This is a genomic window from Chitinophaga sp. GbtcB8 (genome assembly GCF_019091455.1).
Lineage (GTDB): Bacteria > Bacteroidota > Bacteroidia > Chitinophagales > Chitinophagaceae > Chitinophaga.
In genome coordinates, this window is the sequence record NZ_JAGXJN010000021.1 from 66,517 (window position 1) to 80,928 (window position 14,412).

At 48.7% G+C, this 14,412-nt stretch carries 8 protein-coding genes; 7 read left to right on the forward strand and 1 reads right to left on the reverse strand.

What is annotated here, in order from left to right:
- Positions 1-9 precede the first annotated feature (9 nt).
- The 7 genes from KVT36_RS18460 to KVT36_RS18490 are packed head-to-tail and all read left to right on the forward strand — an operon-like array spanning position 10 to position 13,330.
- Entirely contained in the window at positions 10-1,848 is a 1,839-nt protein-coding gene (locus KVT36_RS18460; RefSeq protein ID WP_217604935.1) for an exo-alpha-sialidase, read from the forward strand.
- Entirely contained in the window at positions 1,848-4,598 is a 2,751-nt protein-coding gene (locus KVT36_RS18465; protein WP_217604936.1) for an alpha-L-rhamnosidase, read from the forward strand. The genes KVT36_RS18460 and KVT36_RS18465 overlap by 1 nt, the downstream gene beginning before the upstream one ends.
- Before the next feature lie 5 nt (positions 4,599-4,603).
- A complete protein-coding gene (locus tag KVT36_RS18470) occupies positions 4,604-5,701 on the forward strand; it encodes an exo-alpha-sialidase (protein ID WP_217604937.1) in 1,098 nt (365 codons plus the stop codon).
- Between the two features lie 21 nt (positions 5,702-5,722).
- Entirely contained in the window at positions 5,723-6,622 is a 900-nt protein-coding gene (locus tag KVT36_RS18475; protein ID WP_217604938.1) for a sugar phosphate isomerase/epimerase, read from the forward strand.
- Positions 6,622-9,810 carry a glycosyl hydrolase gene (locus KVT36_RS18480; RefSeq protein WP_217604939.1) on the forward strand — a complete coding sequence of 1,063 codons (3,189 nt, stop codon included), beginning with the start codon at positions 6,622-6,624 and terminating at the stop codon, positions 9,808-9,810. Before KVT36_RS18475 ends, KVT36_RS18480 begins: the two co-directional genes overlap by 1 nt.
- A gap of 1 nt (position 9,811) precedes the next feature.
- On the forward strand, positions 9,812-10,915 hold the full coding sequence (locus KVT36_RS18485) for a glycosylase (RefSeq protein ID WP_217604940.1): 1,104 nt from the start codon (positions 9,812-9,814) through the stop codon (positions 10,913-10,915).
- Positions 10,916-10,948: 33 nt separating this feature from the next.
- Entirely contained in the window at positions 10,949-13,330 is a 2,382-nt protein-coding gene (locus tag KVT36_RS18490) for a glycoside hydrolase family 2 TIM barrel-domain containing protein (RefSeq protein WP_217604941.1), read from the forward strand.
- Positions 13,331-13,340: 10 nt separating this feature from the next.
- On the opposite strand, the gene KVT36_RS18495 is transcribed toward KVT36_RS18490, so the two are convergent.
- Positions 13,341-14,372, reverse strand: a complete 1,032-nt coding sequence (locus KVT36_RS18495; RefSeq protein ID WP_217604942.1) for a YhcG family protein — start codon at positions 14,370-14,372, stop codon at positions 13,341-13,343.
- Positions 14,373-14,412: the final 40 nt, after the last annotated feature.

A 14,412-nucleotide genomic window follows, 5' to 3' on the forward strand; every position in this document is an offset into this window, starting at 1 on the left:
CATTAAAGCATGAACGGGAAACTACTGCATATTATTCCACTCTTATTACTCGCCATTACAGGCAACGCGCAAGATACGGTACGTTATACCGGCCAAACCCGCGTGAATATTGATTACCACCACGGGCAGCTAAGTCCGGCCATGGGCGTGCATAACATACAGGTGCTGCGCGCTAACCGCGAGCATCCTGAAATGGCGGAAGGCGCCGGCTGGACATACAACCACGCACCCATGCTGGCTTACTGGAACAACAAATTTTACCTTGAATATTTAAGTGACAGCATTGGTGAGCATATACCCCCCGGCCAAACGTTATTAACCACCTCCAAAGACGGTTACAGCTGGACCAAACCGGAAGCGATCTTTCCGCGGTATAAAGTACCGGATGGCACTACCAAAAAAGGCCAGCCTGGTGTAGCGCATAATTTATATGCGGTGATGCACCAGCGTATGGGATTTTATACCTCTAAGAAAAAGCGTTTGCTGGCATTGGCCTTTTACGGTTTTTGCCTGGATATAGATGATGATCCAAATGATGGAAAGGGTATAGGCCGTGTGGTGCGGGAAATACTGCCGGATGGCAGTTACGGCCCTGTTTATTTTATTCATTATAACCCGGCCTGGAATGCAAAGAACACCTCTTATCCTTATTATACCAGCAGCAAGGATAAGGGTTTTGTAGAAGCCTGTAATGAGCTGCTGGCTGATCCGCTTGTAACACAGCAGTGGAATGAAGAATCTGACCGTAATGATCCGCTTATACCGCTCAAAAAACAATACAAGGCATTAAGCTATTACCATTTGCCGGATGGCAGGGTAGTGGGACTGTGGAAAAATGCGCTTACTGCTATCAGTAAAGATGAGGGCAAAACCTGGCCGGAATCTGCAGTAAGGGCGCCGGGTTTTGTAAATGCCAATGCCAAGATCTGGGGGCAGCGTACAGCTGACGGCCGTTATGCCACAGTATACAATCCCTCCGAATACCGCTGGCCGCTGGCCATTTCTTTAAGTAATAACGGCCTGGAATACACAAATATGCTGCTGGTGCACGGGGAGATCTCTCCTCTGCGTTACCACGGTAATTTCAAAGATTACGGCCCGCAGTACATCCGGGGTATCACTGAAAAAAATGGCACGCCGCCTGATGGCAACCTGTGGGTGACTTACAGTATGAGTAAGGAAGATATCTGGGTATCCCGCGTAAAGGTGCCGGTAATGGAGAAAGCAACGGAGCAGGTAAATGATGTGTTTAAAGAAATGCGGCCGGATACGGCGCTGAATTTATGGAATATTTACAGTCCCTGTTGGGCGCCGGTGAAAATGGAACAAACACCGGATGGCCCTGCCCTGGCGCTGAAAGATAAGGACCGGTACGACTATGCTAAAGCAGAACACCTGTTCCCGGAAACACAAAGAGTAGCTGTAGAGTTTTCCATAACACCTGCGCAAAATAACAAAGGCCTGCTGCATGTAGAGCTGCAGGATGCTAAAGGCAGCGGCTGCGTGCGGCTGATGTTTGAGCCGGATGGTGTGCTGCGGGCAAAGTCCGGCGCAAAGTTCAAGAACATCATGAAATACGAGGCAGGCGCTACATATAATATCCGCATCACGCTAAATACTTACACCCGTTTTTATACGGTGAACATTAATGGGAAGGATGCCTTAAACCAGCTTACGTTTGCGCCCGTGCAGAATGTGAGCCGTATTGTATTCCGCACCGGTATGCCACGGCATGAGCCTAATGCGGACACACCTGCTGCACAAACCTACGACCTGCCCAATGCCGGTGAGCCGGAGGATGAGGCGGCATTTTATATCCGGTCATTAAAAACAGCAGCCATAAACTAATGCGCTATTTAATTGCCATATTAACAATGCTCATTAGCACCGCAGGGCAGGCCACCGCGAATGTGCAGCTGCAAAACCTGCGTTGCGAAATGTTATCCAACCCAACAGGTATTGATGTTACAGCACCCCGCCTGAGCTGGGAGATCAGCAGCGCGCAGCGCAATGTGTTACAAACCGCTTACCAGGTGCTGGTAGCATCATCTGCAGAAAAGCTGGCTGCTAATGAAGGTGATCTGTGGAGCTCCGGTAAGGTAAGCAGCAGCCAATCCGTACAGGTGGTGTATGCAGGTGTACCTTTACAGAGCAGAACAATTTGCTACTGGAAGGTAAGAACCTGGACCACACAAGGCGCCAGTGAGTGGAGTGAACCGGCACAATGGAGCATGGCGCTGTTAACTGCAAAAGATTGGCAGGCCAGCTGGATAGGACTGGATCGTGCATTCCCCTGGGATAGCGCGCAAAGTAAATTCTCCCGTTTGTCGGCCCGCTACTTCCGTAAAACATTTGCAGTAAAGCCAGCTGTCAAAAGGGCCACAGCCTATATAGCCGGCTTAGGCTGGTATGAGCTGTACCTGAACGGGCAGCGCATCGGTAACCAGGTATTGGCGCCTGCGCCCACGGATTATACCAAAAGTGTATTGTACAATACTTACGATGTAACTGCCGCTTTGCAGCCGGGCGATAATGCAATAGGGACTATACTGGGCAATGGCCGCTTCTTTACCATGCGCCAGGCTTACAAACCTCAAAAGATCCGCACATTCGGTTATCCTAAAATGTTGCTGCAGCTGGAAATAGAATATGCCGATGGTACCCGTGAAACCATTGCCAGTGATGCTTCCTGGAAAGTAACTACCGATGGCCCTATCCGCACCAATAATGAATACGATGGTGAGGAGTATGATGCTACCAAAGAAATGCCCGGCTGGAACACTGCCCGCTTTGATGATCATAAATGGTTGCAGCCGGAACTGGTACAGGCCCCCGGTGGTGTTATAAGAGCGCAGCTGAATGAAAAAATGCAGGTGATGGAAAGGCTGCAGCCCAGGTCTATAAAGGAATTAAAGCCAGGTGTATTCATCCTTGATATGGGGCAGAACATGGCAGGCTGGCTGCAAATGAAAGTAAAAGGCCCGCGGGGTACGAATGTCACTTTACGTTTTGCAGAAACCCTGCAACCTGATGGCTCTCTTTACACCGCTAACCTGCGGGACGCCAAAGTAACGGATATGTACACACTAAAAGGAGGGAGCACAGAAACCTGGCATCCGGCGTTTGTATATCATGGCTTCCGGTATGCGGAGATCAGCAATTATCCTGGCACACCCACGGTACAGGATTTCGAAGGGCAGGTGATCTACGATAATATTAGTACCACCGGCACATTTACCTCCTCAGATACTACACTGAACCAGATCTTTAATAACGCTTACCAGGGCATTCGCAGCAATTACAAAGGTATGCCGCTGGATTGCCCGCAGCGTAATGAACGTATGCCCTGGCTGGGCGATCGCGCTACCGGCGCTTATGGGGAAGCTTACCTGTTTGACAATGCAAAATTATATGCCAAATGGCTGGATGATATTGAGGAAGCACAAACGCCGGAAGGCGCTATACCGGACGTAGCGCCGGCCTACTGGCGTTATTACAGTGATAATGTTACCTGGCCGGGCACCTACATCCTGGTGGCAGATATGTTGTACGGGCAGTTTGGCGATCAGCGTGTTATTGCCAAACATTATGATACCATGAAGAAGTGGCTGGCCTACATGCGCGCTAAGTACATGAAAGACTATATCATCACTAAAGATAAATACGGTGATTGGTGTGTGCCGCCGGAATCATTACAGCTCATTCATTCCAGGGATTCTACCCGCAATACAGATGGTACCTTACTGGCTACGGCTTATTATTACCGCCTGTTATTTTTAATGCAGCGTTTTGCAAAAGTGCTGCATAAACCGCAGGATGCGCAGGCATTTGCAGACTTATGTGTGCACATCCGCACAGCCTTTAATCAGAAATTCTTTAACCCGCTTACTGCACAATACAGTAATAATGCAGTAACAGCTAACTTATTGCCACTGTATTTTGGAATAACACCCGCCGCAGCTGAAAAACAGGTGTTTAACAATATTGTAAATAAAATACAGCAGGAATATAAAGGGCATATCAGCACCGGGGTAATAGGCACGCAATGGCTCATGCGCGGGTTAAGCCGCTGGGGTAAGCCGGAGCTGGCCTTTCACATTGCCGCTAACCGCGATTATCCCAGCTGGGGATATATGATAGACCGTGGCGCCACTACTATCTGGGAGCTCTGGAATGGCGACACTGCCAACCCCGCTATGAACTCCCATAACCACGTAATGCTGCTGGGTGATCTGCTGATCTGGTATTATGAAGACCTGGCGGGTATCCGTAACAGCACAGCTTTTCCGGGTTTTAAACAAGTGATTATGCAGCCGGTTTTGCCGGAAGGTCTGCAAACAGTAAATGCCTCCTATCAATCCATTCACGGTACTATTAAAAGCGAGTGGAAGAACAGGAACGGTACATTTACCTGGAATATTTCTGTGCCTGGTAATACAACCGTATTGGTATATATACCCGCTACAGCTGCTGCACAGGTAAAGGAAAGCGGTAACGCTGCTGCCAAAGCAGCTGGTGTGAAGTGGTTGCGTATGGAAGGTGGCCGGGCCGTGTTTGAGGTAGGCTCCGGGAATTATGAATTTGAAAGCAGTAAATAACTATTATGTATAAACGTATTTTTTGTGCCGGGTTTTTATTACTCGTAGCGCTCAGCAGCCAGGGCCAAACAGGTAAGCCGCGTACTTTTAAAGAGGGGATCCTGACAGACGAATTCATTTTTGAGAAAGCATCCTTCCCATCCTGCCACGCGGCCACCATTGCAGAAACCCCGAAAGGGCTTGTAGCAGCCTGGTTTGGCGGTACTAAAGAGGGCAAGCCTGATGTAAGCATCTGGGTAAGCCATAAAGCAACAGCAAAAAGCCAGTGGACGGCGCCGGTAGAAGTAGCCAATGGTAAAAAGAACGACACTACCCGTTATGCCTGCTGGAACCCGGTATTATACCAGGTACCCGGCGGTGATCTGTTGCTGTTCTATAAAATAGGTCCTAAAGTAGCGCAATGGAAAGGCTGGATGATCAGCTCAAAAGATGGCGGTACTACCTGGTCGGCTCCCAAAGCCTTGCCTGATGGTTATTTAGGACCGGTTAAGAATAAACCGGTGTTGTTAAGTGATGGTACTTTGTTATGCGCGTCCAGTACAGAAGGTGATGGCTGGAAAGTACACTTTGAGCTCACAAAAGATAATGGTTATACCTGGGAAAAGGTAGGACCTATCAATGATGGAAAAACTTACAACGCTATACAACCCAGCGTGCTATTTTACAAAGATGGCAGGCTGCAGATCCTTTGCAGAAGCAAGAACCGCGCGATCCTGGAATCCTGGTCAACAGATAAGGGCCGCAGCTGGTCGGCTATAGCGCCTATTGATCTGCCAAATAATAATTCCGGTACGGATGCAGTAACCATGCAGGATGGCCGGCAGCTGCTGGTATATAATCATGTGCTGCCACCGGATGGTAAGCCCAAAGGCCCGCGCACACCTTTAAACGTAGCTATATCCAAAGATGGTAAAGTGTGGAATGCCGCGCTGGTGCTGGAAGATTCACCCATCAGCCAGTATTCCTATCCTTCTGTGATCTGCGCAAAGGATGGTTCTATTCACATTGTATATACCTGGCGCCGGGAGCGCATCAAGTATGTGAAAATAGATCCCAAACAGCTGCAGCTTACAGAGATTAAAAATGGCCAATGGCCAAAGTGATAATCCGTAATCTAATTAACCATGCATCGTCGTCATTTCCTTCTGAATACTTCCCTTGCCCTCACGGCAGGTTTACTACACCGGCAATTCGCTTTGGCTGCTACTACATCTGCAAATACAGATCAGCGTTATAAAATAGCTGTGTGCGACTGGATGATCCTGAAAAGGCAAAAGCTGGGCGCATTTCAGCTTACCAAAGATATTGGCGCCGATGGCGTAGAGCTGGATATGGGCGGTTTAGGCAACCGGGAAACTTTTGATAATAAGCTCGTTGATCCTGCTTTGCGCCAGCAGTTCCTGGACAAAGCAAAAGAGCTGAACCTGGAAATTAGCTCTGTTGCGATGTCGGGTTTTTATGCACAGTCATTTGCAGAACGCCCGGGGGTAGACAAAATGGTGCAGGACTGCATTGATACTATGACCCAGCTGAATGTAAAAGTAGCCTTCCTGCCACTGGGCATACAGGGCGACCTGGTACAGCATCCTGACCTGCGCCCCGTAATTGTACAGCGTTTGCAGGCAGTAGCAAGGCAGGCAGAGAAAGCAAATGTGATCATTGGAATAGAAACATCCCTGGATGCTGCCGGAGAAGTAAAGCTGCTGGATGATATTGGCTCCCCAGCCATCCAGAGCTATTTCAACTTTGCCAATGCGCTGGAAGCAGGCCGTGATCTGCAAAAGGAATTGCGTATCCTGGGTAAGAACCGTATCTGCCAGATCCACTGTACTGATAAAGATGGTGTATGGCTGCAGGATAACCCCCGCATTCATTTACCTAAAGTAAAACATACGCTGGACAAAATGGGCTGGAGCGGCTGGCTGGTGATAGAGCGCTCCCGCAATGCGCAGGACCCGCGTAATGTAAAATGGAACTTTAGTGCAAATACTAAATATCTGAAATCGGTTTTTCAACAGGCTTAATGAAAGGTATAAGAACAATACTGTTTTACGTATGGGCATGTATGTTATCACTGCCGGTTATAGCGCAGCAGCATGACCTGGAAAGGGATTTCCGCCAGCCGCCTGCTTCAGCTAAGCCCTGGGTATTCTGGTACTGGATGCAGGCCAGCGTATCAAAGGCGGGTATTACCGCCGACCTGGAAGCAATGAAGGAGGCAGGTATTGGCGGCGCTTACCTGATGCCTATAAAAGGAGCCGCTAACCCGCCACTGATGCAGCCGCAGGTAGCACAGCTAACGCCGGAATGGTGGGGGATGGTGCGTTTTGCTATGCAGGAAGCAGACCGCTTAGGCTTGAAGATCGCTATGCATGATTGTGATGGTTTTGCACTGGCCGGCGGCCCCTGGATAACACCGGAGCTCTCCATGCAGAAAGTGGTGTGGTCAGAAACGCAGGTGGAGGGTAACCGCCTGTTTAATGACACCTTGTTAACCCCGCCAGCCTATAAAGGTTATTATAAAGATATCCAGGTACTGGCTTATCCTGTTTTGCCGGGAACAGCGCCAGCTCCTGTGCCGGTGGTAAGCACCAGCCAGGCCGGCATAGATGCGCACTTTTTATTGGATCCCAATAACAAAGAGAATTTTCGCAGTGAAGCCGCCTGCTGGATCCAGTATGCATTTGATAAACCCTTCACCTGCCGCAACATTCACATCCGCACCAACGGACCCAACTACCAGGCGCAGCGCCTGATAGTAACCGTTAGCGATGACGGGCAAAACTTTCACAGCATTGGCCGTTTGGAAGCGCCCCGCCATGGCTGGCAGGATAATGATTTTGGTGTAACGCATGCCATCACCCCAACGACTGCACGTTATTTCCGTTTTGTATATGACAGCACCGGTTCAGAAGCCGGATCAGAAGACCTGGATGCTGCCAAATGGAAAACCACTTTAAAAGTATGCGGTATTACATTATCCGGCGAGCCACGCCTGCACCAGTTTGAAGGAAAGAATGGGGAGATCTGGCGCATCAGCAGCCGTACTACTACGGCGCAGGTGCCGGATTCATTATGTGTGCCGTTGAATAAGATCATTAACCTAACTGGTAAATTAGATAAACAGGGCCGCCTGTTATGGCAGGTACCACCCGGCCGCTGGACTATCCTGCGTATCGGCCATACCTCTACCGGTCATACCAATGCTACCGGTGGCGCGGGTATGGGGCTGGAGTGCGATAAGTTTAATCCTGTTGCCATCCGTCTGCAGTTTGATAAGTGGTTTGGTGAAGCCTTCAGGCAGGTAGGACCTGCGTTAGCCGGCCGCGTGTTAAAAGTATTTCATGTGGATAGCTGGGAATGCGGCAGCCAGAACTGGTCGCCGGTATTCCGTGAAGAATTTCGCCGCCGCAGGGGATATGACCTGTACACTTATTTGCCGGTAATGGCTGGTATCCCGGTGCAAAATGCTAACATCTCTGAACGTTTTTTACACGACATTCGCCAAACGATCTCTGAGCTGGTAGTAGATAATTTTTACGGCACCATGGGTAAGCTGGCGCGGGAAAAGGGTTGCAGCTTTAGTGCTGAAAACGTAGCTCCTACCATGACCAGCGACGGCATGGCGCATTACAGCGCAGTGGATATTCCCATGGGTGAGTTCTGGCTACGGTCACCTACACACGATAAACCCAATGATATGCTGGACGCTATTTCCGGCGCGCATATTTATGGAAAACAGATCATACAGTCAGAAGCTTTTACGGAATTACGCATGGCCTGGGATGAGCATCCTGCCATGTTAAAAGCCTTGCAGGATAAGAATTACGCTATGGGCGTGAACCGCCTGGTGTATCACGTATTTGCGCACAATCCCTGGACAGACCGTGCTCCGGGCATGACGCTGGACGGAGTAGGGCTTTATTTTCAGCGGGATCAAACCTGGTGGAAACCGGGCCGCGCCTGGGTTAGCTATGCTCAACGTTGCCAGGCCCTGTTACAGCAAGGCCGGCCGGTAGTGGATGTAGCCGTATTTACCGGAGAGGAAATACCCCGCCGTGCCATATTACCGGATAGGTTAACCGCTTTACCCGGTATTGCAGAAGATGGATATGATTCTTTTAACCGTGATGCCTTGTTACGGTTAACAGAAGTGCACAACGGACGCATTGAGCTGCCGGGTGGTGCCAGTTATGCCGCGTTGGTATTACCTGGCCCGCATCCTATGTCGCCGGATGCAAAGATGTTATCGCCGGAAGTGGCTACCCGTTTGCAGGAGCTGGTGAAAGCAGGTGCTACAATACTTACCGAGGAACATGCAGATCATGCGCCAGGCCTATCCGGTTTCCCTGCCAGTGATGATACGGTGCGCCGGATCATGCAGACACTAAAATTAAAAACCTGGCAGGAATGGCGCCTGGAAAGGGATGTGGTCACACAACCCGGTGTAGTATGGACCCACCGCCAGCTGCCGGATGCAGATATTTATTTCATCTCCAACCAGCTGGATACTAGCCGCATCCTGGATGTTTCACTTCGTATAGCCGGTAAGGTACCAGAGCTATGGGACCCGGTAACCGGTGATATCCAAACAGCAAAAGAATGGGCTGTTGAAAAAGGGCGTACCCTCCTGCCTTTGCAATTAGGACCTTCAGGTTCCATATTCATAGTGTTGCGCAAGTCAACCACGCAAAAAGAACAGCATACCGGTCAGAACTGGACGCAGCCAAAAACGCTGCAAACCCTTACGGGTGGCTGGCAAGCTGCTTTTGGTAAAAGAGCAGGAGGCCCTGAACAATCCATAACATTCTCTCAGCTGCAGGATTGGAGTAAACATACCGATAGCACTATCCGCTATTATTCCGGCACTGCCGCCTATACGAAAACATTTGACTGGAAAGCAGCTACCGGCCGTATATGGCTGGATGTAGGACGGGTAGCCAACATTGCGGAAGTTACCCTGAATGGCATACCCTGTGGTGTGGCCTGGACCGCACCTTACCGCGTGGATATTACAAAAGCCCTGCGCGCCGGCAGCAACGAGTTAAAGATCGAAGTGTCCAACACCTGGGCCAACCGTTTGATCGGAGATCACAACCTGCCGGAAGCACAGCGTTTTACCCGCACTACAGCGCCTTACCGTTTAGAGGGAAGCCCGCTGCTGGAAGCCGGTTTGTTGGGGCCCGTAACTATAGTGAAAACAGCTGAATGACATGATGAAACACACGTTAACATATATACTGCTTTTAATTGGAACGATTGCCTGTGCGCAAAACAAACCGCAGGAGGTACCGGCCAATGTAATGCAGAATGTATACGACCAGGTGAAAACGCCCTATAAATACGGTTTGGTAGTAGTACCTTCAGATGATGCAAAGAAAATAGATTGTCCAAGCGTGTTCCGCAAGAATGATAAATGGTACATGACCTATATTGTTTTTGACGGCAGAGGTTATGAAACCTGGCTCTCCGGTAGTGACGACCTGCTGCACTGGAAAACAATGGGCAGGCTTATGTCTTTTTCTGATACTACGGATTGGGATAATAACCAGAAGGCAGGATATATAGCCCTGCAGGATCCGCAATGGGGCGGCAGTTATGAATGGCAGCCCTATAAAGGCAAATACTGGATGTCGTACATTGGCGGCAGCAGCCGCGGTTATGAACAGGGCTTGCTTTCAATTGGAATAGCATATACAAAGAAGAGCCCTGCAAAAGCCCATGAATGGCAGCGCTTACCCAAACCAGTACTGATGGCCACTGATGCAGATGTTCGCTGGTGGGAGAACAATACCTTATATAAAAGCACCGTATTATGGGATAAAACCAACAGCATTGGTTATCCTTTTATACTGTATTACAATGCAAAAGGCGACAGCCTGAAACCCAAAAGAGGGAAAGAGCGTATAGGCATGGCAGTATCTAACGACATGGTGCACTGGAGGCGTTATGAAAAAGAACCGGTGCTGAACCATCACGCCGGCATTACCGGCGATCCATGGATCCAGCGCATGAATGATGTATGGGTAATGTTCTACTTCGGCGCTTTCTGGAAAGATCGTCCCGGTGCCTTTAACCGCTTTGCCTGTTCTTATGACCTGGTACACTGGACCGACTGGACCGGTGATGACTTAATAAAGTCTTCAGCACCCTTTGATGACCTTTTTGCACATAAATCCAGTGTAGTGTTTTATAAGGGTGTAGTATATCATTTCTACTGTGCTGTGAACAAGGCTGAACAGCGGGGTATTGCTGTAGCTACATCTGTGGATAAGGGAAAGAGTGAAGTGCAGTTTGTGCCGCACGTAAAAAAATGATGTTGATTCTATATTGTATTTATGACTAAGCGCATGCGATTATTAACAGCTATATTTTTACTGGTAACCATCTATGCCCAGGCCCAGGACAGCAGCCGCGCGCAGCTATTTGACGCAGGCTGGCGTTTTCACCGGGGCGGGGCGCAAGGCGCTGATGAACCGGATTTTGACGATTCCCAATGGCGTGCAATAGACCTGCCGCATGACTGGAGTATTGAAGACCTGCCCGGCACACAATCACCCTTTAGTCCGGATGCGATTAGCCAGGTAAGTGGTGGTTTTACCACTGGTGGCACTGGCTGGTACCGCAAAACATTTACAATACCTGCTGTACAAAAAGGCAAGCGTGTACATGCGCAGTTTGATGGTATTTATATGAATGCGGAGATCTGGTTCAATGGAAAAAAACTGGGTAAACACCCTTACGGGTATACGTCTTTCTGGTACGATGTTACGGATCGTATCAAATGGAATGAAAAAAATGTGCTGGCCGTAAAGGTCAGGAATGAAGGGGAGAACAGCCGCTGGTATGCCGGTTCAGGCATTTACCGCCATGTATGGCTGCAGGTGATGGACCCGGTACATGTAGCGCAGTGGGGAACTTATATTACTACTCCACAGGTAAGTGCAGCCACGGCTGGTGTGCATATAAGTACTAAGGTCCTGAATGAAAGTACCGGTGCCGCATCCATAAAGCTGGTTACCCGCATTTTAAATGCAAAGGGAAAAGAGGTGGCTGCTGCCAACAACACGCAAAGCTTAACCCCAAAAGATACTGTTACCTATAACCAGGACCTGGCAGTAGCCCGTCCTGAGCTGTGGTCTGTTACCACGCCGGTATTGTATACTGCTGTAACATCCGTTTACCGCGACGGACAGCTGGTTGATCAGCTGCAAACTCCTTTCGGCATCCGCAGCATCACCGCTGATGCCGTGAATGGCTTCCGTTTGAACAGGCAGCCGCTGAAATTAAAAGGCGGTTGTGTGCACCATGATAATGGGCCCCTAGGCGCAAAGGCCTACGACCGTGCAGAGGAACGTAAGGTAGAAATACTAAAAGCCAGCGGGTACAACGCCATCCGCTGCGCGCATAACCCGCCCTCTCCCGCTTTCCTGGATGCCTGCGACCGTTTAGGCATGCTGGTGATAGATGAAGCCTTTGATGCCTGGACGCAGGGTAAAAATCCGGACGATTATCATCTCTACTTTAATGACTGGTGGAGGAAAGATGTGGAAAGCATGGTGTATCGCGACCGCAATCATCCGTCCATCATTATGTGGAGTACCGGCAACGAGATCCCGAACCGCGAAAAGCCGGAAGTAGTGAGCGTTGCCAAAATGCTCAGTGATCACATCCGCACACTGGATACCACACGGTTTATAACCTGTGGGGTGAACGGCGTAACGCCGGATAAAGATCCTTTCCTGGCTACACTGGACATTGCCGGTTATAACTACGCGCGTGATAAATACGCAACAGACCATCAGCGTTTGCCCGACCGCGTTATGTTTGCCACAGAATCTTTACCGCTGGAAGCATTTGATTACTGGATGGGTGTAACAGATCATCCCTGGGTGATCGGTGATTTTGTATGGACCTCCTTTGATTATATAGGAGAAGCCAGCATTGGATGGCTGGGTTACTGGCAGCGGCAGCACTTCTACCCCTGGAACCTGGCCTATTGCGGCGATATAGATATCTGCGGCTGGAAACGCCCGCAATCCTATTACCGGGATGTATTGTGGAAACCCGGCCAGGTATCGGTTTTTGTAAAGCCGCCTAAGCCTTCTTTCCCCACCAATCCAAATAAAGTGGACTGGAGCCATTGGGAATGGCATGATGTGGTAGCAGACTGGAACTGGAAAGGTTATGAAAAGCAGCCGCTGGAAGTGGAAGTATATTCTTCCTGTGAGCAGGTGGAGCTTTTCCTGAACAATCGTTCTTTAGGAAAACAACCCACCAGCCGCGCTAATAAGTTTACCGCTACTTTCAAGGTCCCTTATGAAGCAGGTACGCTGGAAGCAATAGGTTATAATGGCAACAAAAAGATAAACACTGCTGTATTACGCACTGCAGCTGCACCTGCACAGCTCAAGCTCACAGCAGATCATAACAGCATGCAGGCTAATAACCAGGACCTGGTATATATCACAATAGAATTACTGGATGCCAACGGTGTGCGTGATCCTAAAGCAGAGAACCTGGTACAGTTTTCCATAGCAGGCCCGGGTACCATTATAGGAGTGGGTAATGCAAACCCTACTAGTACAGAAAGCTACCAGCTGCCGCAGCGTAAAGCCTGGCAGGGCAGGTGTTTAGTGATAGTGAAAGGTACAGGAGAGCCGGGGAATGTGGTGTTAAAGGCAAAGGCGGAGGGGTTAGAGGAGGGGCAGGCGAGTATTGTGGTGAAATGAGATGCTTGAATTATTTCTTCTTTGTTATAGCGATAGCTTTTTGCAGTTTTTGCGTTAATAGTTTTTTAGAAGGCAGCTGTGTCATATACTCAGCAACACGTATGTGGCCTTTGTCCAGTTCTAACAACCGGATCTGTTCGGATTGTTTTTCGGAGCAAAGAATAAGTCCGATAGGATTATCTTCACCTTCCTTTTTTTCGTGTTGGTCAAGCCATTTAAGGTATAGCTCCATTTGCCCCTTATAAGCAGCTTTGAATTTGCCTAATTTCAGATCAATGGCTACCAGGCGTCTTAAGCCTCTATGATAAAATAGAAGATCTATCCTGTAATCATCTTCATCAATCTGTATCCTCTTTTGCCGGGCTAAAAAAGCAAAATCAGTTCCCAGTTCTATAATAAATTGTTGCAGCTGTTTTAGAATGGCTGATTCCATGTCCTGCTCACTATAAGTATCCTGCAGTCCAAGAAAATCCAATACATACGGATCACGGAATACCAGGTCAGGGGTGAGCTTGTTTTCTGTTTGTAATAGGGCAAGTTCTTTCTTTATCAGCTTTGTTGGCTTCTTTGATAGCGCAGTACGTTCATATAACATGCTATCTATCCTTTCCTGCAGCAATCGTGTACTCCACTTTTCCCTTTGGCAAAGCTGCATATAAAAATCTCTCTTAACACTATCATTAATAAAGATCAGTATTCGGATATGTGTCCAGCTTAATTGTCTACTCAGTGCGTAGATTTTCTTATCCTGAATTGTCTCCGCACTGCGTAGACAATTCCAAAGCTGCTGTTTGGACCAACCCCTTCCTAAAGCTGAAGTTAACTGCTGTGCCAGCTTTGTTACAATCTGCTCTCCGTAATCCGCTCTTTTATGTTTTAATATCTGCTTATTAATGACCTTTCCTATTTTCCAATAAAGTAAAGTGATCTCACTGTTGATGGTTAAAGCAATCTGCTGGCGGCTTTGCTCAATGAGTGAAATAATGTCTTTGAATAATCTGCTTGTATTATTGCTATTCGATACACGCTTTTTATTTTCCATATTGCTATTGAGTTTGCATATGGACTACATACGAGAGAGG

What these genes read in the sequence shown, in the direction of transcription:
- KVT36_RS18490 (WP_217604941.1), top strand. Translation starts at nt 10,949, where the DNA reads ATGCGATTATTAACAGCTATATTTTTACTGGTAACCATCTATGCCCAG.
- KVT36_RS18470 (WP_217604937.1), top strand. Translation starts at nt 4,604, where the DNA reads ATGTATAAACGTATTTTTTGTGCCGGGTTTTTATTACTCGTAGCGCTC.
- KVT36_RS18465 (WP_217604936.1), top strand. Translation starts at nt 1,848, where the DNA reads ATGCGCTATTTAATTGCCATATTAACAATGCTCATTAGCACCGCAGGG.
- KVT36_RS18495 (WP_217604942.1), bottom strand. Translation starts at nt 14,372, where the DNA reads ATGGAAAATAAAAAGCGTGTATCGAATAGCAATAATACAAGCAGATTA.
- KVT36_RS18480 (WP_217604939.1), top strand. Translation starts at nt 6,622, where the DNA reads ATGAAAGGTATAAGAACAATACTGTTTTACGTATGGGCATGTATGTTA.
- KVT36_RS18475 (WP_217604938.1), top strand. Translation starts at nt 5,723, where the DNA reads ATGCATCGTCGTCATTTCCTTCTGAATACTTCCCTTGCCCTCACGGCA.
- KVT36_RS18460 (WP_217604935.1), top strand. Translation starts at nt 10, where the DNA reads ATGAACGGGAAACTACTGCATATTATTCCACTCTTATTACTCGCCATT.
- KVT36_RS18485 (WP_217604940.1), top strand. Translation starts at nt 9,812, where the DNA reads ATGATGAAACACACGTTAACATATATACTGCTTTTAATTGGAACGATT.